Below are 24703 nucleotides of genomic sequence, written 5' to 3' on the forward strand. Positions count from 1 at the left end.
AGGCTTGAAAAGCGCCGAAAATACAGCAAATACAAAAGGCAGACTGACTAAAGCCTTCGATATAGCGCTAACAGCTGTTATCGCCGTGCTTGTTATCGTGATAGGCTATACTATGTATCAGAGCCACCACGGCAAGTCGGCAAGCTTCTTCGGCAAGAGCGTGCTTGTGGTAGTCACAGGCAGTATGGAGCCGTCTATCAGCGAGGGAGACCACATTTTCATTGAGAAATGCGACCCCGATACGCTCAAAGAGGGCGATATAATAACATTCACCTCCCACGAGGAGGATATAAACGGCAAGCTGGTTACTCACCGCATAATAGCCAAAAACGCCGACGGCAGCTTTGAAACAAAGGGCGATGCTAACCCCACAGCCGATAAAGAGCCCGTTAAGCCCTCTGATATCGAGGGCAGATATGCGGGCAGGGCAAGGGTGTTTGACCTGATAGGGTCATTCGGCAGCCCCCAGAAGCTGATAATGGTGTTTGTGATGATACCGCTTGCACTTGTGTCGCTTTATGAGGTCAAGACGCTGATGAAGCTGTTCATTAAAAGCAGGGCAGAGCAGCGGCTGACTGATGAAGAGCTCAAACAAAAGCTTATAAGAGAAGAGATAGAAAAGGAAAAAGAACGCCTGCGGCAGCAGGCCGAGAATGATAAAGCAGGGGAGGTGGAGCCTGATGGGACAGGAAGCGATAATGAGGCGTAAGATGATAAGCGCTATCATATTTGCCATAGTCATGACGATTGGAATGCTCGTGTTCATCGGGCTTTACATCGACGAAAGGAACCTTGTGCAGGAAAAATACCGTGAGCAGTATTCAACAGCGCTCGGAAATGTGACTGAGGACATAGATTCCTACATCAAAGCCGAGGGCGACAAGGATATGCGCTATACAAGGATAGTCTGTGATATGTCAACTGCCGATTCCTTTGCTTTTCTGATAGATAATTTTACTGACAGGCAGAAGACGGTAAACGAGCTGTACACCTGCCTGCTCAAATACCCCGAGCAGATGACAGGCAAGCTCGAAGATGTGAAAGAAGCTGTGGCTGATATGCAGCAGGGGCTTGACAAGGGGTATGACAAGGCCGACGAGATAATCGACTCGGTCAACAAAAAAGGTAATTAATTTTGTAGAAGGTGATATACATGAGTGAAAAAAGCAAGCTGAAAAAGGAAATAAAGATCTGTCAGCAGACGATAGAGGAGATAGAGCGCAAGCGTTCACGTTCCCAGTCTGCGCTCGTTCAGGCGGTGCTTTTGCAGGAAACGCCTAACGAGAACGACGTTGAGTGGTTCAACAAGTACACAGGCGAGATAACCGCCTGCCGTAACCATATGATAGAGCTGCAGAAAAAGCTCGACTCGATAAAGTAGGTGTTATACTATGAGCGAGAGAAACATTACAGATTATCTGGGCTATGAATATGACAAGATACCCCTCTGGACTACCCCTAAGGAGCTTATGGAGCTCTGGAGGAAGGAATACGAGAGGGGCAAGGCCGAGGGCTTTATCCCGGTGATAATACCTATAGAGGACAGGCTTGAAGACTATCTTGAAGACATGGAGGGGCAGGACTACGATGCAGAGCAGCTGCCCGATGTAAGGCAGTTCTTTTCCGCAGCGAAGGAGAACTGTGACGACTATTCTCAGTTTATAGGAACTATGACGCAGGGCGATGCGAATGACCTCATGGTGTCTATGACCGACTATGAGTCAGGCGAGCTTGCCGAGTGCGTCATGATACATCTGCCGACAGACAAGCCGTGGGAAGCAGCACTTCTGGTGCCCTTCGGCGGCTGGAACGACTGCCCCACGCCTGACGATATGGCAGCAGTTTTAAAATACTGGTACGAGCAGTACGGCGCAGTGCCGGCAGCGATAACACACGACACCTTAGAGCTGGTGCTCCCCAAGCCCATACCGAGAGAGGACGCATCACAGGTGGCTGTTGAGCAGTATCTTTTCTGCTCTGACAGGGTGACACAGTGTACCAAATCGGGCACTATCGGTGAGCTTGCGGGTGATCTGAGCGTTTCTACCGTGTGGTATTTCTGGTGGGATTAGCCATTTGGTGTTGGCAATACGGAGTTAACAATAACTATGGACAAAAAAGAAAAAAACACCCTTTCATTTTGGACAGCGGTTTTGGTGTTCGATGCTATCTATTATTTTATGTTTCATAAAGTTTCATCAAGATGGAACGTTTCAAATCCGCAAACAATACTAATGATTTCAGTACTTATTCCTGCTTTTTTTGAGCTGTTTCTTTTTATTTATCCAAGAGAGCAGGAAAGATTAATTTATAAAGGTTTTGCATTTTATATAGCAAGGCTATGGGTGATTTGTTTCTGTATATATGTAATATGCTATGGATTTAAGCATCATAACAGTCCGTTAGATGCAAAAGTGTATTTATGGCTTCCTTTTATGATAGCTATAATACTTATATGCTTGAAAAGCATTATTGGACATATTTATTCCGGCATTAAAGCCGTTAATAAAGATAAAACAACAAAGGAGTAATTAAAACAATGAGCAAGATCGAAACAAAGTGTATTCAGGCAGGCTGGCAGCCCAAGCAGGGTGAGCCGAGACAGGTGCCTATCTATCAGTCAACTACATTCAAGTATGACACGAGCGATGCTATGGGCAAGCTCTTTGACTTAGAGGCATCGGGCTATTTCTATACACGCCTTCAGAACCCGACAAACGATGCGGTAGCAAACAAGATATGCGCACTCGAAGGCGGCGTTGCTGCTATGCTGACATCGTCAGGCCAGGCTGCTAATTTCTTTGCGATATTCAATATCTGCGAGGCAGGCGACCACTTTATAGCTTCCTCGTCTATCTACGGCGGCACATTCAACCTCTTTGGCACGACAATGAAGAAAATGGGCATCGAGTGCTCATTCTTTGACGCAAAGATGTCCGATGACGAGATAAAGGCTCTTATCAAGCCCAACACAAAGGCTGTTTTCGGCGAGACTATAACAAACCCGACCTGCGATGTGTTCGATATCGAGAGATTTGCAAAGATCGCACACGAGGCAGGCGTTCCGCTCATCATAGACAATACCTTCGCAACACCTGTAAACTGCCGCCCGATAGAGTGGGGCGCAGACATTGTAACTCACTCGACGACCAAGTATATGGACGGCCACGCATCAGGTGTCGGCGGCTGTATAGTTGACAGCGGCAATTTCGACTGGGAAGCTCACAAGGAGAAGTTCCCGATGCTCACAACCCCCGACGAGAGCTATCACGGCCTTGTTTACACCGAGAAGTTCGGCAAGGGCGCATACATCACAAAGGCTACATCTCAGCTTATGAGAGACTTCGGCGCTATACAGTCACCGCAGAATGCATTCTACCTCAACTTAGGCCTTGAATCGCTCCATGTAAGAATGCCGAGACACTGCGAGAATGCGCTTAAGATAGCTAAGTTCTTAAAGTCGAGCGATAAGGTCGCATGGATAAAGTACCCCGAGCTTGAGGGCGACGAGAGCTATGAGCTTGCAAAGAAGTATCTCCCGAACGGCTCCTGCGGCGTAATGTGCTTTGGCATCAAGGGCGGCAGAGCAGAAAGCATCAAGTTCATGGACAGCCTTAAGCTCGTATCAATAGTTACACACGTTGCAGATGCACGCACCTGCCTGCTCCACCCTGCAAGCCACACACACAGGCAGATGACAGACGAGCAGCTGTTAGAGGCAGGCATAGCACCCGACCTTATCAGGCTCTCTGTAGGCCTGGAGAACGCTGACGACCTTATCGAGGACATCAGGCAGGCACTGGATAAGATCTGAGATAATATCTGAATAAACTAACACCCCCGGTTTTTTATAAACCCGGGGGTGTTTCTATCAGTCCGACAGCTTGCATAACAGCCGCCATATTATCAGAAACGCAAACAAAGGTACAAGGTCGTTGCCGTCAAGCAGTTTGTTAAGCAGTATCACGGTCAGCGGTAAAACAATAAAGAGAATGACCAGAAATGCAATTATGTGTCCGCCGCCGCTGAGCTGTGAGAATATCGACTTCTTTGCAGGCTTTACAGGGCGGTAAACAGGGCTGCCGCCGTTTTGCTTTTCCTGCTCTTTCTGATACTCCTCAAAAGCCAGATAGTCCATAAACTCCAAAAACATCTTATCATCATCGCTCATAACAGCACCTCCTGTCTGCTTTTTCTGAGGCTATTATAACACGAGTTGCCAAAGCTGTCAATGCAAAATTTTGGACAGTTACAAAAAATTGCCGCCCGTTTCCCAGGCGGCGATCTTTTGCGTCATCAGTTGTTTGTAATGGTCTTGTACACTAAGAGGGGGAACGGAGCCGTGAACGGTATTTCTCTCTGTCACGGCTTATATGTCAAAGGGGCACGTCTGCCTTCCTTTGCCAAAATAATACCACATACTTAACCGTATGTCAATGGTTTTACTAAAACTGTAAACTCATCTTAACTGTACTGTAATAAGGTTACAGACGGCGTTTTGCGGTGAGCGCCTTGAATAATTGTACGCAAAAAGGTACAAGTGCGGCGAATGTGACAGATATCAGAGTGTAGCTTAAAGTCATTCTGCCCTCTGAGAAAACGCCCGAAAGCGCCGGCAGGAACACAGCAGCCATAAGCGCTGCAAGAGATATCAGCACCGAGATGATGAGCGTGGGGTTGTTTAGTATTCCGGTGCGGCAAAGCGGCTTTGTCTCGCTCTTGCATTCAAAAACGTGAATGAGCTGATTTACCGAAAGAGTGATAAGAGCTCCTGTTCTTGCGCAGGCGAGGGGAGCGCCTATCCTCAGCAGCAGCCCGAACGCTGCAAGCGTTGAAAGCGCAATTAGTATGCCCCTTATGAACACCGAGAAAAGCAGCCCTCCCTCGAAAAAGCTGTCGCTGTCCTTTCTTGGCGGCTTGTGCATCACCTCCGGCTCGGGCGGCTCTAAACCGAGCGCTACTGCCGGCAGGCCGTCTGTCACGAGGTTTACAAGAAGTATCTGAGAGGGGGTGAGTATCGCCGGCATACCTATTAGTATAGCCCCGAGTGTTGTGAGCACCTCGCCTATGTTGCAACCGAGCAGAAACCTCACGAACTTCCTGATGTTTGAGTAGATAGCCCTGCCCTCACGCACAGCTCCCTCAAGCGTTGCAAAGTTGTCATCGAGCAGTATCACATCCGCTGCCTGTTTGGTGACATCAGTTCCTGTTATGCCCATTGATACACCGATGTCGGCTTCCTTTATCGCAGGGGCATCATTTACTCCGTCGCCTGTCATGGCGCATATGTGGCCGCACTTTCGCAGCAGCCTGACTATTCGCAGCTTGTGCGCAGGGGTCACTCGTGCGTAAACGCTCACCTGGTCTATGATGTCGCAAAGCTGCTCGTCTGTCAGTCGGTCAAGCTCCGAGCCTGTGAGCGCTCTGTCGCCCTCACGAAAGATGCCGGCCTGCTTGGCTATAGCTCTGGCGGTGAGTATGTGGTCGCCTGTGATCATAACTGTTCTTATCCCCGCACGGCGGCAGCTTGTCACAGCGCCCCTTGCTTCATCACGCAGAGGGTCTTTCATCGCAGCAAGTCCCAAGAACACCGCCCCCTGCCCGAAGTCACAGCAAAGCGCCAGCACACGCAGGCCGTTTTCAGCATACCTCTCGCAGACCTTGTTTATGAGCGTCTTTTCATTGGCGCTCATGGCAAATTCGCCATCGCCGTCAAGCCGCAGCGTGCAGCCTGAGAGCACAGCCGCCGGTGCGCCCTTTGTGAATGCCACTTCATTTCCGTCTTTGGATCTGACGGTCACGCTCATGGTCTTTTTCTCGCTGTCAAACGGCTGCTCTGATATTCGCTCTGCGCCCAAAGTTTCGGCTGTGACGGAGTTTGTGTATGCCGCCATTGCAAGGGCAGCTTCAGTCGGGTCGCCTGTGCAGGTGAGTGATGTCTTGCCACGGTTTCTTTCTGAGGGGGTGGCTCTTGTGCGCTTTATCACAGCATCGCTGCATAAGGCGCAGCACTGGTTTATCAGCCTGAAAGCCCTCTCGCTGCCCGGCTTGTCTGATGTGTATTTTCCGTCAGAAAGAGTGTAGCTGCATGGGGCTTCAGAGTAGACGAAAAGGTCAGTCACGGTCATTTTATTCTGTGTCACAGTGCCTGTTTTGTCAGTGCAGATGACATCAGCGCAGCCAAGCGTTTCGACACTGTGCAGCCTGTGAACGAGCGCCTGCTTTTTGAGCATTCTCCTCACTGACAGCGACAGCGCAACAGTCACAGCCGCAGGCAGCCCCTCTGGGATTGCAGCAACGGCAATCGTGATAGATGTCATCAGCATATCGGTTATCCCCTCGCCACGGAGTATGCCTGCGATAAAGGTGAGTATGCATATGCCGACACATATAAGTGCGAGCATCTTGCCAAGCTCGCCGAGCTTTTTCTGTAAGGGTGTAAGCTGCTCGTCTGCATTGCTTATCATGCCGGATATCTGGCCTATCTGTGTGTCTTTCCCGGTGTGGCAGGCTTTCATCAGTCCGCTGCCCTTGACGGCTGTCGTGCCCATGTAGAGCATATAGTCAAGGTTTATCGAGGAATAGTCAGTCTCGCTGGTTCTGACCTTTTTGCGTGCAGGCAGGCTCTCGCCGCTGAGCGAGCTCTCGTCGCATTCAAGAGCTGAGCACTTTAGCAGATATCCGTCGCATGGGATAGTGTCGCCGGCGCTGACACTTATCACATCACCGCACACCACCTCGGAGGAGGGGATACTCATAAGCTCTCCGTCACGGTATACCCTGGCTGTGGGGGCGGTCATGGCTTCGAGCTTTTCAAGCGTCTTCTCGCACCTGTATTCCTGAAAAAAGCCTAAGCAGGCGTTTACGACTATTATAATAAGTATAGGCACAGCGTCGCTTATCTGCCCCGCAGCCACAGTCACCGCCATTGCAAACAGCAGTATCATCACCATGACATCGTGGAACTGGTTGGCAAATATCTTTAGCGGCCCCTTGCGCTTTCCGGGGTCAAGGGTGTTCGCTCCGTCACTGAGCAGCCGCTGCCTTGCCTCACCCGAGGTTAGCCCCTGTGTCTCGCTGCCTGCCACGCTTTGGGCAGGGTCAAGCTCCATTTTAAGTATATCAAGCATCTTTTTTGCTCCTTTCATGGCTTTTTACTATGTCTATGAAGCCGTTTTTGAAAAAAGAACAAGCCTAAGATGTGCCAATATATTAGTTTCTGAGATTAACAAACCTTATTATAATTTACAAGTTGAAAAGCCGGGGATTTTTTTGGACAAGACAAATGTTACAAAAGGTTACAAACGGTGCTATAATCGGTTACAAAACGATTTTATTCTGTAAACTGTCTGTTTTTCTTCCGTAATAAACGTGAAAAAAAGTCTGAAAAAAGGCGATTTTTGGAGAATTTACTATTGATTTTTCTTGAAGAGTGTGGTAAAATATTAGTGTACTAAATTTTACATAATTTTTTGTTTTCATCTTTCCTGCGGTAAATCCACAGGCTGCATGGGGGCAGATGCGGCGAGTTTTGGCTGTCCCTTTGGTAGAGCAATGGCAGGAAAAGATATGAGACATATGGAAAGTGTGTAAATTCTGTAAACATGAAGGGTAAATATTATACTTAATTTTTATTTTGACGTGGAAATTTTTAGGCAATTAGCGGAATTTATGCGCCAGGGCTTTTAAATAAAGCGCAGCTGTGGTATAATAACGGAAAGTAATGTTAACGATTTCCGTGGATCAAGGGGTTGTGGATCAAGTGGAAAAATTTATTATAAGGGGCGGAAAGCCGCTTGAAGGAGAGGTCTCTATAAGCGGTGCCAAGAATGCAGCCGTTGCACTTGTTGCAGCTACTATACTTTGTGATGAGCCTTGTATTCTTGAAAACGTTCCCGAGATAAGCGATATAACCAAATGCGTCAAGATCCTTAAGGAAATGGGCGCAGACATAAAGATAATCAACAGAAATACAATAAGATTCGATACAAGAAATATCCGTGAGCCTGTAGTTCCCTATGAGCTTGCGATAACTATGAGAGCTTCGAGCTACTTCCTTGGCACTCTGCTTGGCAGGTTCCATGAAGCATACGTTCCGATGCCCGGCGGCTGTGACCTTGGCGACAGGCCGATAGATCAGCACCTTAAGGCATTCCGCTCGCTCGGCGCTACAGATGAGATAATAAACGGTGCGAACCATGTAACAGCAAAGAGACTTATCGGCTCGCAGATATACTTTGACTTTATAACAGTCGGCGCTACTATAAACGCTATATGCGCAGCAGTAAAGGCTGAGGGTCTTACAATAATCGAGAACTGCGCTAAGGAGCCGCACATAGTTGACCTTGCGAACTTCCTTAACTCTATGGGCGCAGATATCAGAGGCGCAGGTACAGACGTTATAAAGATTAGAGGTGTAGATCACCTTCACGGCGTTACTTATGCAACTATCCCCGACCAGATAGAGGCAGGCACATATATGGTAGCTGCTGCCGCTACAAGGGGCAATGTACTTATCAAGAATGTAATACCCAAGCATCTTGAATCTATCACAGCCAAGCTCAGAAAAGTCGGCGTGACTGTTGAGGAGTTTGATGAGAGCGTAAGAGTAAGCGTTGACGGCCCTATGGTAAAGACATCGCTCAAGACTCAGCCGCACCCGGGCTTCCCGACAGATATGCAGCCGCAGTTCTCCACTCTGCTCACACTTGCAGAGGGTACGAGCATCGTGACTGATGATATTTTCGACAACCGTTTCAGATATGTGGGCGAGCTCAGAAAAATGGGCGCTGATATATCCGTTGATGGCAAGGTGGCAGTTATACAGGGCGTGGGCGGCCTTAAGGGTGCTCCCGTTATCGCTACCGACCTCAGAGCAGGCGCTGCTATGGTGATAGCCGGCCTTGCTGCACAGGGCACAACTGAGATAGACAATATCTTCTATATCGAGCGTGGCTATGAGAACATCGACGAAAAGCTCCGTGGCCTCGGCGCTGATATCAGACGTGTTTATACTGAGGACAAGGGCGCTGCTAAGCTCAGCAGCTGATAAAAGGATAAAAAAGTTTACACTCTCCGTGTTTTGCGGAGGGTGTTTTTGTTGACTTATGTAAAAAAATATGATATAATCTTCTGTGAAAGTTTCTAAGGCGATACCGCAAAGCTGTCAGGCGGTCTTGGTGCGGTGTTGCAAAGATCAAAGAAGGAGATAAATATGGCAACGGTTTACCCACTATATTCATCAAGCAGCGGTAACTGCACATATATAGGCGATGATAAAAGCGGCGTGCTCATAGACTGCGGTGTCAGCTGTAAAAAGGCTGTCGATGCCCTCTCGCAGCACGGTATACCTCTTGATGCGGTAAAGGCTGTGTGCGTTACACATACCCACTCAGACCATATAAGCGGCCTTAAGGTGCTCACCAAAAAGCACCCGGTTGCTATCATCGCACAGAAGACCAACCTTGATATACTCTGCGATAAGGATAAGATAAACGCTGCCTGCCCCCTTGTGGAGATACAAAACGGCCAGACGATAAGCTGCGCTGACCTGGAGATAACCGCATTCGAGACATGGCACGACACCCCGGCAAGCTGTGGCTATACCTTTGTGACTAAGGATAATAAAAAGGCGGCCGTGTGTACCGACCTCGGCGTCGTGACGGATAATGTCAGGGCGGCTGTGTCAGGCTGTGATATGGCGCTTATCGAATCAAATTACGACAGGCAGATGCTTATAAACGGCTATTACGAGTATAACCTCAAACAGCGTATACTCTCAGACCACGGGCATCTTTCAAACAACGACAGCGGCGCATTTATAAATGAGCTTATCGCAAGCGGTACTACGAGGGTGTGCCTCGGGCATCTGAGCGAGCATAACAACACCCCTGCAAAGGCTGAGAGCACCGTGCTTTCAAGCCTTGGGCGTTTCAGAAGAAACAGGGATTACCTTCTTGAAGTCGCTACAAAGGATTTCAGCGGACTGGCGGTGGTATTCTGATAAAGGTAAATATCATCACGGTCGGCAAGCTAAAAGAGAACTATCTTAAGCAGGCACAGGAGGAATACTCAAAGCGGCTGGGGGCTTTCTGCAAGCTGACTGTTATAGAACTGCCTGAGAGCAGGCTGTCTGATAACCCCTCGCAGAAGGAGATAGACGCAGCACTTGCCAATGAAGCCAAAGCAATGGCCAAATACACCGAGGGCAAGGACGCAAAGAACATCGCCATGTGCATAGAGGGCGGCCAGCTTTCAAGTGTAAAGCTGTCAAGGAAGATAGAGGAGCTCTCGCTGTCTGCGAGCACGCTCAATTTTATAATCGGCTCGTCGTTCGGTATCGACGAGAGCGTTAAAAAGAAAGCTGATATGAGACTGTCTATGTCTGAGATGACCTTCCCTCACCAGCTTGCACGCATAATGCTGCTGGAGCAGGTCTACAGGGCGTTTTCTATCACGGCAGGGAGCAAGTATCACAAATGATATTTGAGGAGATCTATGAGAAAAATACTTATTACGAATGATGACGGCATATTTGCAGACGGCATCATAAGGCTTGCGAGAGCTGCAAAGAAATACGGCGAGGTCTGGGTAGTAGCACCTGACGGGCAGAGGAGTGCGGCTTCTCACAGTATATCGCTTAGGCACAGCTTTGATGCATGGGAGGTGGATTTCCCTGTCGAGGGCGTACACGCTTTCGCCTGCGAGGGAACTCCTGCTGACTGCGTGCGCATAGGTGTTTTGAACATCGTCCCCGGAAAGCCTGACCATGTGTTCTCGGGCATCAACTACGGCTATAACCTTGCATCGGATATACAGTATTCTGCAACGGCAGGTGCGGCGTTCGAGGCGGCCTTTCAGCGTGTGCATACTATTGCATTCTCCGAGGGCGCTGAGGATATCCATGAGGTGACTGACAGATATCTTGATGAGCTGATAGCAGAGCTTATAGATAAGCCGCTTGACCTGTGGGAGATATGGAACGTAAACTTCCCCTCGTGCAGCCTTGCGGATTGCGGCGGCATACTCCGTGACAGAACAGTCTCGACAGATGATTTCTACCACGACCACTACATAGAGACACGTCTTGACGACAAGAGGATAAACTTCACAGTCGAGGGCGTGCGCAACTGGGCGGCAAAAGAGGGCACAGACCTTCGAGCGATACTTGATAACTGCGTTTCTGTCGGCAAGGCAAAGAATATCTCATGATTATTCGTAATAGTTATTGACAAATGCAGAGATTTATGTTAAGGCAACACCGCACGACTCGCGGCTAACGCCTCTGCACATCATCTGCTTGCCAGCTTTCCGTCATATTACCCCAATTCTCCTTGACTTGCGTCAGCAAGCCTGTGTCGAATTTAGGCAATCTGACGAAAATCTGTGCCTCAACGCCAGTTGAGGTTGCGCATACTGATGCACAGGGGTCTTGCGGTGTTGCCTTAAAATAACTACATCAATTGAGAGGCGGGTGAATGATATGAAAACTTTAGAATACCGAAACGAGAGTGTCTGTCATTCACATAATGCGTCCTGATGCGCTCAAGCGCAATGATTTGATATACAGGTAATATAAAGTGTTCTCGTTAACGGAACGTGCCATAAAGAAGTAAACTTATTTTAATATCGGCTGCGCAGCCCTACGCTACGCAGCCTTTTTCCTTTTGTCGTAATCCTGTCTGTCAAGCACAAGGCTCGTTCTGACTACCTTGAATCTGAATACTATCTCGATTTCCTGCCTCCTGTGACCGCTTGACTTGTCGGGTGCGTGAACAGTGATAAACTCCACAAGCTCGTGCATAATGTCGGGTGTCAGCTTGTCAACGTGCTTTATCCTTTTGGCAAGCTCAATAAAAGCTGTGATGTCGGATGCCTTCTGCTCCTTGTCCTCGATGAAGGCGGTCAGCTCACCGACCTTTGCTTTAAGCTGCTTTTGCTCGTCCTCGTAATTTTTTGACATCATCTCAAAACGCTCGTCAGAGATCTTGCCCGAAACATTGTCCTCGTAAAGCCTTGTGAACAGCTTGTCAAGCTCGGCTATCCGCTTTTCGGATCTGCCGAGCATTTTCTTTGCCTGTTTGACCTCCTTCAAATGGTCGGCGGCCTTGCTCTCCATTGTTGTCTGAACAAAGCTGTCATCGTCCTTGTTTATCATGTCGAGGACCTTGTTCATTTCAGAAAGAACGATCTCTTTGAGAATGCAGGTTCGTATAAAATGTGCAGTGCATTCCGTATGGTCGCTGGCATAGGTGCTGCATTTCAAATGCTCCTGTATGTCGGACAGCGTCCTTGCCCTGCAAAGATACATCGGCTTGCCGCAGTCGGCACAATAGACTACCCCCGAAAACGGATTGACCTCGTTTGAACGCTGTATCCTGCGTTTGTTCTTCCTTAGCTCCTGTACCAGCTCAAAGTCTTGCTTGCTGATTATCGGCTCGTGAGTGTTTTCAAAGATCACCCATTCCTCTTGTGGATTTTTTACTGTTTTCTTACACTTGTAGGATTTTTTGTGCGTTTTGAAATTCACCGTATGCCCAAGATATTCGTACTTTTCCAAGATGCCGACCACCGTTTTCTGCGCCCAGCGATAAGGCTTGTCGCAGATGACCTTGCCGTTTGCTTTAAATTCATTGTAGGCAGTCGGTTTCAAAATCTTATCAGCCGACAGTTTCTTTGCGATCTGTGTCGGGCCATAGCCCTCGATACACAACTGATATATTTTCCTGACAATAGGTGCGGTCTCCTCATCAGGCTCCCAAGCGTTTTTGTCCTGCTCGCTCTTTTTGTAGCCATACGGAGGAATGGTCGAAAGCGGTTTGCCCGACATTCCCTTTGCCTTAAATACGGCCTTTATCTTCTTTGAGGTGTCACGAGCGAACCAATCATTAAAAATGTTTTTGAACGCCATGAACTCATTTTCCGATTTCAGCGTATCCACATTATCATTGATAGCTATGTAGCGAACATCATAGTCGGGGAATATCATTTCAATATATTCGCCGGTTTTCAGATACTCTCTCCCGAGCCTTGAAAGGTCTTTGGTTATGATCGTGCTTATCCTGCCGTTTTCCATATCGGCTATCATTCGCTGAAAATCGGGTCTGTCGAAATTCGTGCCGCTATACCCGTCGTCGATATAGAACTGCGTATTTCTGAAACCGTTATCCTGCGCATACTTCAAAAGTATTGTCTTCTGATTTGTTATGCTGTTGCTCTCGCCCTGCAAATCATCGTCATTGCTAAGGCGGCAATACAGTGCTGTAATTTTGTCTGTCATAAAACCCTCTCTTTCCGACAAATACAGCGGATCATTTACAGTATACCACAAACTTGTGAACACTTTATCGCTTTAAAGCCGATTTTGTGTAAATGATCCGCCCTTTGTCGGAGACTATGCGGCCATTAGGCAATCAAGCCGACATAGCCTTTTCCACTTCTTTTGTTATCAAGCGCTGAACTACATCTTCAAGCGACTCCTCACAATCGAGGTCAAAGTACGTTTTGACAATATATGTTGACTTGCCGAATTTGTATTCTGTCACCGAATTAAGCTTATAGCGCTCTTTCTTTAGTTCGTCTTTTTCTATGATTCTGCTCAAATATTTTTCTCCCTTCGCTTTCACGAAAGGAGGTATGACGGCTGTCAAAACGGTTGGCGAAACCAGTCCGACAGCTCCTGCCGCCTGGCACTGCGGCAGTATGCACTTTGATGATGTTGCTAAATACCGAAAGCTGCCCGACTTGCCCTAATAGGCGAACGGCTCATCGGGCAGCGAGTAGTTTTACATTGGACTCACCTTGCCTTTTCACAAATCTATTTAAGCCGATTTTGACTTTTCTTGTTCCTGCCGATACTTTTCCGTCACCTCGGCTATGAATTCTATGCAGTCCTCGTGCAGAAGCATAAACTCAATGATCTCTCCATACTTTTCAAGCGGCAGATCGTCTTTCATTCTGTTTCTGAACATCTTACCGACTGCCTGATTAGTCACCATTTCGGCTTTCTCCAGCTCGTCTGCGATTTCTGCATCGAGCTTCTTTTGAGCATCACGCCTCTCTTTAAGGCGCTTTTCAATTTTACTGATTTCTTCGGTCATCAGCTTCGATTTCTCGATCTTTTCTTCTGTTGTCAGTTTCTTATTGCTCAATAGCATTCTCCTTTCCGTGAGGCGCAATTCTGCGCCCGATGCATACGCATCTATTCGCATACGCGAAGGTTTGATTTTGGGCAGCTCGCTTTCTTCACAATATGTGTACCCGTTTTAAGCTCACCACCCCCGGAGGGCGCACTTATACAAACCACGGAGGGTTTGTAAGTGCGCCAGAGGGAGACCCCTCTGGACTCCCCAAAGCGAGCCATACGGCTCTGTTGTTGTAGGGCTCATCGCTTCGGCTTGGTGTTAGCTGTCTTTGCTGTTCCAAAGTCCTTTTCAGAATGCATTTTCTTGTAGCTTGTCAGCAAGGCAAGAGCTCTATCCTTTTCAGCCTTCGGTATGAACAATTCGCATTTGTCCTCATTGTAGAACATAAACTCACAGGGCACACCTCGGCTTTGCAGAAATGTCTCATACTGTTCCAAAGTGTCCTGCTCATCATGAATGACGAAAGCGTCCGACACCTTGCAGCCTATATTTGCTTCAAGGTAGTCTATCATATCCTGCCGATGTTCCGAGCGCATTGTCTGCATTTGCTTTTCAAGCGCAGCTATCTCCGTTTCAAGATTGTGCTGCCTTATCCTTCTGTTGCGGTTGCCTTTATCAGTCTTAAAGCCCTTTCGCTCAACTGCACAGACCTCTACGCCCAAATGGATCTGCGGTAGCTTGTCAACTCCCTGCTCTTTGTAGCTTCGGTGATCGACCCGAGCGTCCGAAACGAAATACAGCTTGTGATTGCACCAATCCGCCCAGCGTTCCCGCCATTCAATTAGAAGCTTCTTGTCATTCCAGGCACGTTCCTTTTGCGTGAAGCCCGACTTGTTCAACTTTCGGGTAGCGAGCAGAATGTGAACGTGAGGGTTTCCGTCGCCTTTGTCATGGATAGCGAAATCGCAGCACATTCCTTGTGACACAAAGCACTGCTCGCAGAACTGTCTGACCAGATTAATTTGATCTTCTCTTGACAGCTCCTTCGGCAAAGCAGCGTTAATACTCCGAGCAGTTTGGCTGTTCTTGCGCTTTTCGGCTGCTTCGGCAGCGTTCTATAGTTTGGCTCGTTCTCGAAATTCAGGCGGCGCATTTATGGGAAGCATAATCTCCTTATGCACCACCTCATGCTTGTTGCGGTAATCGTGGATTTGACCGTCACTCTCATTTTTGATCTTCTCGCCTGCGATATATGCGGCACTCGCTACGCAGCAGCCGCCTTTTGAGCGAGTGACCATTTTGACATTGAAATGATATATTGCGGGTATCAGTCCTTCTTTCTTAATGGATATGTTTTGAAAATCAAACGTACGTTCTGATTGTATATTTTAGTATAGCACGGGCAAAAGGGATTGTCAATACGTTTATCGAACATTTGTTTATATAGACAAAATTGTGGATATGAATTTTGGCAGATTGCTGTATATTATATTTGAGTAAATATTTCGTGTACTTAACAAAGCATTTACAATCATTATGTGATATTTTGCCCCCGTCACTTGTTTTACTTAAAAGGGGGAATGAAAATGCTGCTTAAGCTTTCACTTTGTTACTACAGAAAGCACCCTGCAAAACTTGCAATCATGCTTGCAATACTGCTGTCGGGAATAGTTGCTCTTGCGCTGACTCTGCTTTTTGTCAGAAGCTCCAAAATGCAGGAGCTTGAAAACCAGCTCACTCTGTCCGGGGATTATGATGTAATTGCGTTTGACTGTGATTATACGATCGCAGAAAAAGTAACTGCTCTCAAAAGCGTTACCGACAGCGGAATGTATAAACGTACCTATGTGACACTTGGCGGCAATAGCGTTCCTGCTATGGCTTTTCGTGACAAGCACTCGCAGGAGATATTTCATATGTCAATGCTTCGGGGAACAGCGCCTGAAAGTGCCGATGAGATCGCCCTTGACCTGACACTTGCCAAAGCCTGCGGTATATCGCCTTACCCCGGGCAGACCGTCATTTTAAATATAGGCGGCGAGGAAAGATCTCTTACACTTACCGGTGTGTTTGAGATAAAAAATGAAACAGCCTATGGCGGCTTTACCCGATACCCCTCATCTGTAGAGGAGGGATATGAGCTGCCTATGATAATTCTTGACAGCAGCTATTTTTCCGAGGGCAGCGGGCTGTATACTGTTTTTGTTCAGGCGGATAAAGGAAACACAGAGCAGATGTATATGGATATCCTGTCCCTTGGCGCAGATGAGAGCCTTGTGGATATGACAAACGGTAGGGGCTTTTCCTATTCGTATATTTTAGGCACTGAGGACTTTGGCGAGGTAAAAAGCCTTGAACAGACCGATGAGGAGATATCTTCCGGCAGTGCGCGTAAGGATATATTCTCATACATTATACCGCTGTTTGCCATGCTGATAGGCGTTGTTACAGTAATATCGCTTTATCAGATGATGAAAAACACCTTTGATGACAGAATGAGAAACAGCGGCATTATTCTTAGTCTTGGAATGTCAAGCTCTGCCCGACTGTTACAGCTTGTGGGTGAGGTGATTGTGATCACTGCAATAACACTTCCTGTCGGACTTTTGCTTGCAAGGTATATTTTTCTTTTGACTGTAAAGCTTACCTCTGTTCAAAATGCTCTTAATGCAGATAAGCTGATAAAGGAAGTTACATATGCCCCTTGGGTCACAACAGTTATAATAATATCTGTATCGGTTCTTGCGGTTTCGCTGCTCTATGTATGCAGGTATAAGAAAATGACGGCTCTTACGCTTATTACGGGCAAGTCATCAAAAATCGGGAAACGCCTTAAAAAGCACCGTAGATGCAAGATGCGTGGCTCGCTTTTTATAGTTTTCAGTAATATATCTTACACAACATTTTCTGTCACATTGCTTATCATCATCGGTATGGCAAGTATGAGCTTCGGCACATTATTTGTCAGCGAGATAGGAAGATTTGAATCAAGCGAGACTAGATTTCTCCTTGAAGAAAGCGGTATGAAAAATGCCGACCTTTCCGCTTCAAAGCAGGAGGGTTGCATTATAGAACCAAATACAGAAAACCACCACGACTACGGCATTTCGCCCTATCTTTTTGAAGGCTTTAAAGAAAACTGTGCGGAGGATATAAAAGACGCAAGCTCCTGCATAGTCTGCAGCTCGGGAATGATAATATTAAACGGCGAATATGAAAACCTGCCCTATATCCTTAAGGATAAAAGGCTTACTCCCGAGACGGTAAAGGACAATGATGACGGTGTGCTTTCATTTGATGAAGCGGAGGGCAAGGCAAGGCTTGCAGTATGGGAAAAGGCAGGCTATCAATCGGACGAAAATGCTTTCTCTGCGCCCTTTGTGGCACTTGATGAGAACGGGTTTTCTGCGCTTGAGCTTAAAGAGGGCAGCATCAATGAGGCTGAGATATCCGCAGGCAGGGAATGTATAATTGCTGTAAGCGAAACAAGCTACAAGGACATCTCGGCTGTCCTTCACACAGGCGATGAGATAACGCTTTCAAGCATTATGATAAACAGTGCCGCAGATGAGCTTGATGCAAATTCTCTGACTGCCGAGGACTATGAAAAATACGGCACCCTTGCCTACAAAGACACCGTGACAGAGGACGGTGCAAACGTCCCGATGACTGCATACTGTATGGGCAGGCGGCAGGATATAAAGGTAAAAATAGGCGGCATAGCTGCAATAAAACCGACAGCAAAGCGGACTTTTATCACCAAAACGGCAGAGTGAATATTTTTGTCACACCCGAATGCTTTAAGGCTTGGGGCCTGCCAGATGAAAACCTGACAGATGTAAGCGTTTCGCTTAAAGACGGTGCAAATATCAGGGCAGTTGATAAGGAGTGGTACAATATGCTCGGGCAGTGCAAGGGTATAAAAAGCGCTTCAAAAAGCGAGCTGCTTGAACGATATGAGCGTGAAAGGAACGGTATGAAAAATATCTTCCTGCGGCTTGAAGGTATGCTTATCATGCTGACGCTGACAGGAATAATATTAGCGCTGTACAGCAGGCTGCGGCAGCAGCGGAAAAACATTGCCGCTATGAGGGCTATAGGCTTTACAAAGGGGCAGCTTGCACTGATCTCACTTGCGCAAAATGAGCTGTTGGTGCTTTTGGGTGCTATAATATCTTTACTGCCGATATATGCTTTTCACAGGCTTTCGGCATATGCACAAAGTATTAAATTTGAAGGCGGCGTAGGCAGTGTAACGGAAGAAACGGCTGCCAGTCGGACAGATATTTTTCTGTATAACGGACTGCTCAGATTCGATATGTTAAACAAAGCTTACCGAAAGGACATATTTCTTGTGATACTGTTTTTTGCAGTTATTATAGGCATAGCCTCGGTCATACCGATACTTACACAAAAGAAGCTGAAAATAACAGATGAGCTGAAAAGGGAGTGAGCAAATGCTGATAGAAGCTAAGGACCTTTGCAAATACTACGGCAAGGGCGAGGGTGAGGTAAAAGCGCTTGACAATGCCTGCCTTTCGATAGATAAGGGCGAGATGACAGCCATTGTCGGCACAAGCGGAGCAGGCAAATCAACACTTTTACACCTGTTGGGCGGCCTTGACAAGCCAAGCTCGGGTGTGGTACGATATGAGGGTGAGAATATATTTGATTACAGTGAGCATAAGCTTGCAAGGTTCAGGCTCAAAAAAATAGGGTTTGTTTTTCAGTTCTTCGGGCTTGTTCCCGAGCTGACTGCGTGGAATAATATTATACTGCCCGCAGGTCTTAACAGAAATGTCGATAAGGAGTATATCCGCCACATTTGCGAGACCCTCGGCATAAGTGAAAGGCTCATTCATTACCCAAGCCAGCTTTCAGGCGGTCAACAGCAGCGTGTGGCAATCGCAAGGGCGCTTGCAAACAAGCCTTCCGTACTGCTTTGTGATGAGCCTACGGGAAACCTTGATGAGGCCTCGGGCAAAGAGGTAATGGAGCTGCTTGCAAGAGTAAGAAGGGAATACGGGCAGACTGTGATCATAATAACCCACGACAGCTCTATTGCAGGGCAGTGCGGCAGAATTATAAAAATAAATGACGGAAAGCTAACGGAAAATGGATAAGGAATATTTTGAAAACTGTGTCAGGCTATATGAGAAAACAGTTTTTCATATAGCGGTGAATTATTGCAAAAGCTACCATGATGCAGAGGATATAACGCAGGAGGTATTTCTGCGGTTTTACAATAAGATCAAGCAGCCGCCGAATGTAGAGCAGGCAAAATTTCTGCTTATACGAATGGCTGTGAATATCAGCATAAATCACACAAGATCGGCGTGGAAAACTAAAGTGATCCAAAGCGATAATGATGAGCTGCTTGATAAGCTATATAATGGCGGCAAGGCAGAGAGCAAGCGCAGTGCCGAGGTGCTGTCGGCCGTGCGTGAGCTGCCGGTAAAGTACAGATCGGTGGTATATCTTTATTACTATGAGGATATGCAAATAGGCGAGATAAGCCGTGTGATTAAAATAAAAGAGACTACTGTTCAGACACAGCTTTACCGTGCAAGGGAAATACTCAGAAAAAAGCTCGGGGAGGTGCCAAAGTGAATAACAGATTTAAAGAAGCATATGATGATATAAACGTCCCGGACAGCCTGCATAGCAGACTTATGGATATACCTGCTAAAAAGGCAGCTGCCAAAAGCGTTTGGGTCAGGGCAGCGGCGATAATGGCGGCAGTATTTGTGCTGTTCTTTTCTGCCGACATAATAGGCTATGCAGTTACCGGAGAGGGCATAGTCGAGCGTGTCCATAAGGCATTTTCCGATGATAAGAGTATAACCAAAGTCGAGATAAACGGCAGACCCGCAGACAGCTTTGAGATCTCCTCTGACGGAAAGACTGTAATTATAAATGATGATATCTACGCCGGGGTGCTTATAGATACAGACGGCAATGCCAATGATATAGCTATCAGCATTTTCTCAGAGCCTGTGCTTTCAGCAGAAAGCCAAAATGGCAGGGTGTATCTGCTGATAGGTTCGGCGGGTAAAATGAAAATCGACATTACTGATGATTTACAGGACGGCGAGGCAAAGGGTAGCTTTATAGTAGATGATAAGGAGTATAACTACAAGGTGACGGAACAGGACGAGGTATTTGAAGTGGAGTATGAGTAAAAGTTAAAAGTCATACAAACGCCTTTTACAGAAAAACAGACAGGGAATCTGATAAACGATCTGCCTGTCTGTTATTATTAATGATGAACCCGAGTTATATTATACAGGAGAATTAAAATAATTATTACATATGAGCCTTTTTGTAGTTTCGACAATATATGACAGTATAAAAAGCACCCCGATGAAGATTCCATCGAGGTGTTTTGATCTGCTGTTATTTGTCTGTTTTAGTTGTTAGTTAGCTCAAAAACTTCTGTGTGGCACGTGCCCATATCGGGGGCACTTTTTTATTATTATTTCGGCCGCATTAAGGAGAAAAAACTATGAAAATATTATCTGTAAAAAACAACACTGACCTTTGTGAAAAGGTAAAGGACTATTGCAAAAACAACTGGGCAAAGGTGTATGAGAGCTTTGCCAAGACTGCGGATAAAAGCGTTACAGCAGAGCGCTTTCCGCAGACATGGCTGATGTATGAGCGCCGCAAGGACGAGCCGCAGCTGAGTATCGCAGGCTTTTACCAGCTCGATGTGCAGGACGGACTGACTGTTCACACGTCGCTTACGCCGTTTATAACGACGCTGTTTGTTGATCCGTATTTTCGCAGCACAAGGCACTTCGGCGAAACTGCTCTTATGCACGCCCGTGAGATGCTCGGGGATATGGGCTATGACACGGCATATCTTCATACCGACCTTGTGGGCTACTACGAGAAATACGGCTTTAGCGAGATAGGGCTCGATATCACCAACTACGGCAGCCCGACAAAGGTCTACTGCGCCGACACGATAACCGACATTTACTACGAGGTGTATGATAAGCATAATAAAAAGCCCGACCATATCCGCCTTGGTATAGGCAACACCGCTGGGCCATTGTACGTCAGACACGCAGTCATATTTTCCGTCAGATTGGCTAAATTTACCGCAGGAATACTAACGTATTTCAAGGTAAATTTGGGTAATATGACGGAAAATTTGCAAGTGGATGGCGTGCAAAGGTATCCGCCGGTGGTTGTGCGGTGTTGCCTATATATAAGCTGAAAAACCGGCTTAATGAGAGCAGGGCGTGGCATCTGTGGTTTGACAAGCATTGCAGCTGCAAGCAGTGGATGGACATAGCTGACGATATTACTGTCACGGCATTCTGCGACGGGCGTGTGGTCGGCTCGGTGAACTTCCTGCAAAGCGGCAGTGACAAGAAAAACTGGTATCTCGGCGATCTGTGCGTGGCTGAGGACTTCAGAAGGAGAGGCATAGCATCACAGCTGCTGCGCAAGGGCATGGGGCTTATCAGACGCAAGGCAAACGGCGGCGAGTATTTGTATGCCTATATTGACAGAGATAATAAGGCATCTGTCGGCCTGCATAAAAAGCTCGGCTTTGCCGACACCGGCGAGATAAGACCCTTTGAGGAGCTTATGTTCGGCGATGAGGAGACAACGTGGGTGAAGTATCTTTGATATAGTATCTTTGGCATAAAACGCAAGACCCTTTCCGGGCTTGAACCGGAGGGGGTCTTGTAATATGCCCTAAAAAACCGTCTTTTTATTGACTTATACGAAGGTTGTGTGATATAATGATATTATACAAACCGAGGTGAAAGCAATGAATAAAATCGCAGGACATTTTAAAACGATAACACACCACCGTCATCAGGTGATAAAAAACTGCTGGTATGCAGGTATATTCTTCCAGGGGCTGTTCCATGACCTGTCTAAGTATTCGCCGACAGAGTTCATTGTCGGGGTCAGGCACTATCAGGGCACACGCTCACCCAACGAGGGCGAAAGGGAGGACTACGGCTACTCTCTTGCGTGGATGCACCACAAGGGCAGGAACAAGCACCACTTTGAATACTGGACTGACTATGACAGCGTGACCAAAAAGCTAAAGCCTGTCAAGATGCCGATGCGCTATGTCAAGGAGATGTTCTGTGACAGAATGGCGGCAAGCAAGACATATCTTGGCGAGAATTATTCCGACGCTGCACCGCTTGATTATTTCTTAAAGGGCAACACGGCCTCCCGTATGCACCCTGAAACGGCGGCGCTGCTTGAAAGGCTGCTCGTCATGCTCAAAGAAAAGGGCGAAAAAAAGACCTTTGCATACATCAGAAGACTAAAAGAATACTGAGATAAGCCCTGAAATAGAAAAATATGACTGCTATTTTCAGGCCGCTTTCATATACATATCACATTCAGATACTATAATAAGACTGTTGATATTATTATTTCTAAAAAAGGGGAGATATATATGCCAAGGATATTAGTTGTCGATGATGAGCCGAAGATAAGGGCACTTATCAGAGAATACGCCGAGTGGGGCGGCTATGAGGTAGTCGAGGCGGCTGACGGTATGGAGGCAGCAGAGCTTGCAAAGGCTCACGACTATGACGTTATAGTTATGGATATCATGATGCCCAAGCTCGACGGCTATTCGGCTGTAAAGGAGATAAGAAAGACCAAGAAGACACCTGTTATCATGCTCTCGGCAAGAGGTGAGGAGTATGACAAGCTTTTCGGCTTCGAGATAGGCGTTGATGACTATGTGGTAAAGCCCTTCTCGCCCAAGGAGCTCATGGCGAGGATAAAGGCAGTCATCGCACGCTCAAAGCCCTCACGCATCAGCGAGGAGGAAGTGCTCATATATAAGGGACTGGAGATAAACTTCACAGCCCGTGAGGTGAAGATAGACGGCCAGAAGGTGCAGATGACCCCGAAGGAATACGACCTGCTTTTCTTCCTGGTGCGAAATATGAACATCGCCCTTTCAAGAGAAAAGCTGCTTGAAGAAGTATGGGGCTTTGACTTCTACGGCGATGACAGAACTGTGGATACTCATATCAAAATGCTCAGAAACAGCCTTGGTGAGTACCGCAACCTTATAGTGACCCTGAGAGGAATGGGGTATAAGTTTGAAAAGATCGAGCAGTAGGACTGTGAACGGCACGCCCAGAAAGCATGGCATGAAATACTATGTGTGGATATATTTTATGATATTCACCATACTTATTCTTGCTATACTCTGGGTGTTCCAGTATTTCTTTTTGCAAAACTACTATCGCTCGGCCAAGACGAGGGATATGACGCTTGCGGCACAGAAGCTCACTTCAAAGGCCGGCAGCGAGGATTTCTATTCGCTGATAAATGAGACGGCTTTCAAAAACGGCATGAACGTAAAGATAGTTGACGATATGGGCAACGAGCTGTATAACGTCAACAATATGGGCAGCTTTTCGCTGCTTGCGCAGGATAACTACGGCACCAAGCAGTTTGAGCTCATCAATAAGTATGAGGAGTCGGGCAAGGACACCTACAGCGAGGTCATAAGCAATTCTGACTTCAAGGTAAAGGAGATAGTTCTGGTATCGGGTGCCGGCAAGGGCTGCTATCTGATAATCGAAGCCTCTATCGAGCCGCTTGATTCCACAACAAGGATAATCAGGGAGCAGCTTTTCTATATCTCGATAATACTCTTTGAGCTGGCGTTTATCGTGACTATCATCATATCAAGACGGCTGTCAAAGCCTATCACTGAGCTTACCAATACTGCGAGACAGTTCGGCTCGGGCGATTATGATATTAGCTTTACAGCCAAGGGCTATAACGAGGTCGAGGAGCTTTCAAATGTGCTCGAAGACGCAAAGGACGAGATAAAGAAGGTAACTGACCTCAGAAAAGAGCTTATCGCAAACGTATCTCACGACCTGAGAACACCTCTTACAATGGTCAAGGCATATGCTGAGATGATAAGAGACTTATCTGGCGATAACCCTGTCAAGCGTGAGGAGCACCTGAAGGTCATAATTGATGAGTCGGACAGGCTCTCAAACCTTGTAAATGACCTGCTTGCCATATCCCGTATGGAGTCGGGCAATATGGAGCTCAACAAGCAGGAGTTCCATATAGTAGACAAGCTCGAAGACTGCATGACGAGATACAAGCTGCTCGTTGAGCAGGAGGGCTATGATATACAGTATATCCCCGATGAGGACAGAGTGGTCTGCGCAGACCCTGAGAAGATAGACCAGGTAATATATAATTTCATAAACAACGCCATAAACTATACAGGCGAGGACAAGGTGATACGCCTTGTGCAGAAGAACAAGCACGGCTGCGTGCGCATCGAGGTCACTGATAACGGGCAGGGCATATCCAAGGAGCTGCTGCCGAAGGTGTTCGACCGCTATTACAGGGGCGAAAAGTATAAGCGTGATGTGGTGGGTACAGGGCTCGGGCTCTCTATCTGCAAGGAGATACTTAAAAAGCATGATTTCGCTTTCGGTGTTTCGTCTACCGAGGGCGTGGGGTCGGTATTCTGGTTCGAGATGCCTGTTGAGGCTGAAAAGAAGCATTTAAAGCGACAGCCAAAGGAAAAGGAAAGGCCGCAGGAGCCTTTGACGGAAAATAATACTAAGCCAAAGGAGCAATAAATA

At 47.1% G+C, this 24703-nt stretch carries 25 protein-coding genes and 1 pseudogene; 20 read left to right on the plus strand and 6 right to left on the minus strand.

What is annotated here, in order from left to right:
- The first annotated feature begins 4 nt into the window (after positions 1-4).
- The 6 genes from CD05_RS0102600 to CD05_RS0102625 are packed head-to-tail and all read left to right on the plus strand — an operon-like array spanning position 5 to position 3814.
- On the plus strand, positions 5-709 hold the full coding sequence (locus CD05_RS0102600; protein ID WP_198021563.1) for a signal peptidase I: 705 nt from the start codon (positions 5-7) through the stop codon (positions 707-709).
- Positions 681-1133, plus strand: a complete 453-nt coding sequence (locus CD05_RS0102605; protein WP_028509184.1) for a hypothetical protein — start codon at positions 681-683, stop codon at positions 1131-1133. Before CD05_RS0102600 ends, CD05_RS0102605 begins: the two co-directional genes overlap by 29 nt.
- A gap of 20 nt (positions 1134-1153) precedes the next feature.
- Complete coding sequence (locus tag CD05_RS0102610) at positions 1154-1381, plus strand: hypothetical protein (protein ID WP_028509185.1); 228 nt, start codon at positions 1154-1156, stop codon at positions 1379-1381.
- Between the two features lie 10 nt (positions 1382-1391).
- Entirely contained in the window at positions 1392-2072 is a 681-nt protein-coding gene (locus CD05_RS0102615; protein WP_028509186.1) for a DUF4253 domain-containing protein, read from the plus strand.
- Positions 2073-2108: 36 nt separating this feature from the next.
- Positions 2109-2531: a hypothetical protein gene (locus tag CD05_RS0102620; RefSeq protein WP_028509187.1), complete on the plus strand. Its 423-nt coding sequence runs from the start codon at positions 2109-2111 to the stop codon at positions 2529-2531.
- An 8-nt stretch (positions 2532-2539) separates the two neighbouring features.
- Complete coding sequence (locus CD05_RS0102625; protein WP_028509188.1) at positions 2540-3814, plus strand: O-acetylhomoserine aminocarboxypropyltransferase/cysteine synthase family protein; 1275 nt, start codon at positions 2540-2542, stop codon at positions 3812-3814.
- Positions 3815-3871: 57 nt separating this feature from the next.
- On the opposite strand, the gene CD05_RS0102630 is transcribed toward CD05_RS0102625, so the two are convergent.
- Together CD05_RS0102630 and CD05_RS0102635 are read right to left on the minus strand one after the other, a co-directional pair.
- Entirely contained in the window at positions 3872-4171 is a 300-nt protein-coding gene (locus CD05_RS0102630; protein WP_028509189.1) for a hypothetical protein, read from the minus strand.
- 313 nt (positions 4172-4484) lie between these two features.
- Complete coding sequence (locus CD05_RS0102635; RefSeq protein WP_028509190.1) at positions 4485-7130, minus strand: cation-translocating P-type ATPase; 2646 nt, start codon at positions 7128-7130, stop codon at positions 4485-4487.
- Positions 7131-7762: 632 nt separating this feature from the next.
- On the opposite strand from CD05_RS0102635, the gene CD05_RS0102640 reads away from it, so the two are divergent.
- The 4 genes from CD05_RS0102640 to surE all read left to right on the plus strand — a co-directional run bounded on the left by CD05_RS0102640 (position 7763) and on the right by surE (position 11211).
- Positions 7763-9049 (plus strand): UDP-N-acetylglucosamine 1-carboxyvinyltransferase, encoded by a 1287-nt coding sequence (locus CD05_RS0102640; protein WP_028509191.1) that lies wholly within the window; start codon positions 7763-7765, stop codon positions 9047-9049.
- A 165-nt stretch (positions 9050-9214) separates the two neighbouring features.
- Positions 9215-10003: an MBL fold metallo-hydrolase gene (locus tag CD05_RS0102645; RefSeq protein WP_028509192.1), complete on the plus strand. Its 789-nt coding sequence runs from the start codon at positions 9215-9217 to the stop codon at positions 10001-10003.
- On the plus strand, positions 10000-10482 hold the full coding sequence (gene rlmH, locus CD05_RS0102650; RefSeq protein ID WP_028509193.1) for a 23S rRNA (pseudouridine(1915)-N(3))-methyltransferase RlmH: 483 nt from the start codon (positions 10000-10002) through the stop codon (positions 10480-10482). Before CD05_RS0102645 ends, rlmH begins: the two co-directional genes overlap by 4 nt.
- A 15-nt stretch (positions 10483-10497) precedes the next feature.
- Complete coding sequence (surE, locus tag CD05_RS0102655; RefSeq protein WP_028509194.1) at positions 10498-11211, plus strand: 5'/3'-nucleotidase SurE; 714 nt, start codon at positions 10498-10500, stop codon at positions 11209-11211.
- A 436-nt stretch (positions 11212-11647) separates the two neighbouring features.
- Here the strand turns inward: surE and CD05_RS0102660 are convergent, their stop codons facing one another.
- From CD05_RS0102660 to mobQ, 4 genes and pseudogenes are all read right to left on the minus strand, one after another.
- Positions 11648-13279 (minus strand): recombinase family protein, encoded by a 1632-nt coding sequence (locus tag CD05_RS0102660; RefSeq protein WP_028509195.1) that lies wholly within the window; start codon positions 13277-13279, stop codon positions 11648-11650.
- Positions 13280-13412: 133 nt separating this feature from the next.
- Entirely contained in the window at positions 13413-13601 is a 189-nt protein-coding gene (locus tag CD05_RS20500) for a hypothetical protein (RefSeq protein ID WP_037322755.1), read from the minus strand.
- Between the two features lie 219 nt (positions 13602-13820).
- A complete protein-coding gene (locus CD05_RS0102675; RefSeq protein ID WP_028509196.1) occupies positions 13821-14150 on the minus strand; it encodes a hypothetical protein in 330 nt (109 codons plus the stop codon).
- 233 nt (positions 14151-14383) lie between these two features.
- Positions 14384-15382: pseudogene (gene mobQ, locus CD05_RS19400) on the minus strand (MobQ family relaxase).
- 288 nt (positions 15383-15670) lie between these two features.
- Between mobQ and CD05_RS0102690 the strand changes: the two are divergent.
- The 10 genes from CD05_RS0102690 to CD05_RS17190 all read left to right on the plus strand — a co-directional run bounded on the left by CD05_RS0102690 (position 15671) and on the right by CD05_RS17190 (position 24700).
- A complete protein-coding gene (locus CD05_RS0102690; protein WP_028509199.1) occupies positions 15671-17860 on the plus strand; it encodes an ABC transporter permease in 2190 nt (729 codons plus the stop codon).
- Positions 17857-18537, plus strand: a complete 681-nt coding sequence (locus CD05_RS0102695) for an FtsX-like permease family protein (RefSeq protein WP_028509200.1) — start codon at positions 17857-17859, stop codon at positions 18535-18537. Before CD05_RS0102690 ends, CD05_RS0102695 begins: the two co-directional genes overlap by 4 nt.
- Before the next feature lie 4 nt (positions 18538-18541).
- Positions 18542-19207 (plus strand): ABC transporter ATP-binding protein, encoded by a 666-nt coding sequence (locus CD05_RS0102700; protein WP_037322757.1) that lies wholly within the window; start codon positions 18542-18544, stop codon positions 19205-19207.
- The gene (locus tag CD05_RS17185; RefSeq protein ID WP_051588782.1) at positions 19200-19694 is read left to right on the plus strand and encodes a sigma-70 family RNA polymerase sigma factor; all 495 of its coding nucleotides are present in this window, start codon (positions 19200-19202) and stop codon (positions 19692-19694) included. The genes CD05_RS0102700 and CD05_RS17185 overlap by 8 nt, the downstream gene beginning before the upstream one ends.
- Entirely contained in the window at positions 19691-20266 is a 576-nt protein-coding gene (locus CD05_RS0102710; RefSeq protein WP_028509202.1) for a hypothetical protein, read from the plus strand. The genes CD05_RS17185 and CD05_RS0102710 overlap by 4 nt, the downstream gene beginning before the upstream one ends.
- 323 nt (positions 20267-20589) lie before the next feature.
- Positions 20590-21309 carry a hypothetical protein gene (locus CD05_RS0102715; RefSeq protein ID WP_028509203.1) on the plus strand — a complete coding sequence of 240 codons (720 nt, stop codon included), beginning with the start codon at positions 20590-20592 and terminating at the stop codon, positions 21307-21309.
- Positions 21291-21728 carry a GNAT family N-acetyltransferase gene (locus tag CD05_RS0102720; protein ID WP_028509204.1) on the plus strand — a complete coding sequence of 146 codons (438 nt, stop codon included), beginning with the start codon at positions 21291-21293 and terminating at the stop codon, positions 21726-21728. The genes CD05_RS0102715 and CD05_RS0102720 overlap by 19 nt, the downstream gene beginning before the upstream one ends.
- Before the next feature lie 145 nt (positions 21729-21873).
- A complete protein-coding gene (locus CD05_RS0102725) occupies positions 21874-22401 on the plus strand; it encodes a DUF5662 family protein (RefSeq protein ID WP_028509205.1) in 528 nt (175 codons plus the stop codon).
- A gap of 120 nt (positions 22402-22521) precedes the next feature.
- Entirely contained in the window at positions 22522-23202 is a 681-nt protein-coding gene (locus tag CD05_RS0102730) for a response regulator transcription factor (RefSeq protein WP_028509206.1), read from the plus strand.
- The gene (locus CD05_RS17190; protein WP_242841222.1) at positions 23183-24700 is read left to right on the plus strand and encodes a HAMP domain-containing sensor histidine kinase; all 1518 of its coding nucleotides are present in this window, start codon (positions 23183-23185) and stop codon (positions 24698-24700) included. Before CD05_RS0102730 ends, CD05_RS17190 begins: the two co-directional genes overlap by 20 nt.
- Positions 24701-24703: the final 3 nt, after the last annotated feature.

The organism is Ruminococcus sp. NK3A76, assembly GCF_000686125.1.
Taxonomy (GTDB): domain Bacteria; phylum Bacillota; class Clostridia; order Oscillospirales; family Ruminococcaceae; genus NK3A76.

What these genes read in the sequence shown, in the direction of transcription:
- CD05_RS0102605 (WP_028509184.1), top strand. Translation starts at nt 681, where the DNA reads ATGGGACAGGAAGCGATAATGAGGCGTAAGATGATAAGCGCTATCATA.
- CD05_RS0102610 (WP_028509185.1), top strand. Translation starts at nt 1,154, where the DNA reads ATGAGTGAAAAAAGCAAGCTGAAAAAGGAAATAAAGATCTGTCAGCAG.
- CD05_RS0102615 (WP_028509186.1), top strand. Translation starts at nt 1,392, where the DNA reads ATGAGCGAGAGAAACATTACAGATTATCTGGGCTATGAATATGACAAG.
- CD05_RS0102620 (WP_028509187.1), top strand. Translation starts at nt 2,109, where the DNA reads ATGGACAAAAAAGAAAAAAACACCCTTTCATTTTGGACAGCGGTTTTG.
- CD05_RS0102625 (WP_028509188.1), top strand. Translation starts at nt 2,540, where the DNA reads ATGAGCAAGATCGAAACAAAGTGTATTCAGGCAGGCTGGCAGCCCAAG.
- CD05_RS0102630 (WP_028509189.1), bottom strand. Translation starts at nt 4,171, where the DNA reads ATGAGCGATGATGATAAGATGTTTTTGGAGTTTATGGACTATCTGGCT.
- CD05_RS0102635 (WP_028509190.1), bottom strand. Translation starts at nt 7,130, where the DNA reads ATGCTTGATATACTTAAAATGGAGCTTGACCCTGCCCAAAGCGTGGCA.
- CD05_RS0102645 (WP_028509192.1), top strand. Translation starts at nt 9,215, where the DNA reads ATGGCAACGGTTTACCCACTATATTCATCAAGCAGCGGTAACTGCACA.
- surE (WP_028509194.1), top strand. Translation starts at nt 10,498, where the DNA reads ATGAGAAAAATACTTATTACGAATGATGACGGCATATTTGCAGACGGC.
- CD05_RS0102660 (WP_028509195.1), bottom strand. Translation starts at nt 13,279, where the DNA reads ATGACAGACAAAATTACAGCACTGTATTGCCGCCTTAGCAATGACGAT.
- CD05_RS0102690 (WP_028509199.1), top strand. Translation starts at nt 15,671, where the DNA reads ATGCTGCTTAAGCTTTCACTTTGTTACTACAGAAAGCACCCTGCAAAA.
- CD05_RS0102700 (WP_037322757.1), top strand. Translation starts at nt 18,542, where the DNA reads ATGCTGATAGAAGCTAAGGACCTTTGCAAATACTACGGCAAGGGCGAG.
- CD05_RS17185 (WP_051588782.1), top strand. Translation starts at nt 19,200, where the DNA reads ATGGATAAGGAATATTTTGAAAACTGTGTCAGGCTATATGAGAAAACA.
- CD05_RS0102715 (WP_028509203.1), top strand. Translation starts at nt 20,590, where the DNA reads ATGAAAATATTATCTGTAAAAAACAACACTGACCTTTGTGAAAAGGTA.
- CD05_RS0102725 (WP_028509205.1), top strand. Translation starts at nt 21,874, where the DNA reads ATGAATAAAATCGCAGGACATTTTAAAACGATAACACACCACCGTCAT.
- CD05_RS0102730 (WP_028509206.1), top strand. Translation starts at nt 22,522, where the DNA reads ATGCCAAGGATATTAGTTGTCGATGATGAGCCGAAGATAAGGGCACTT.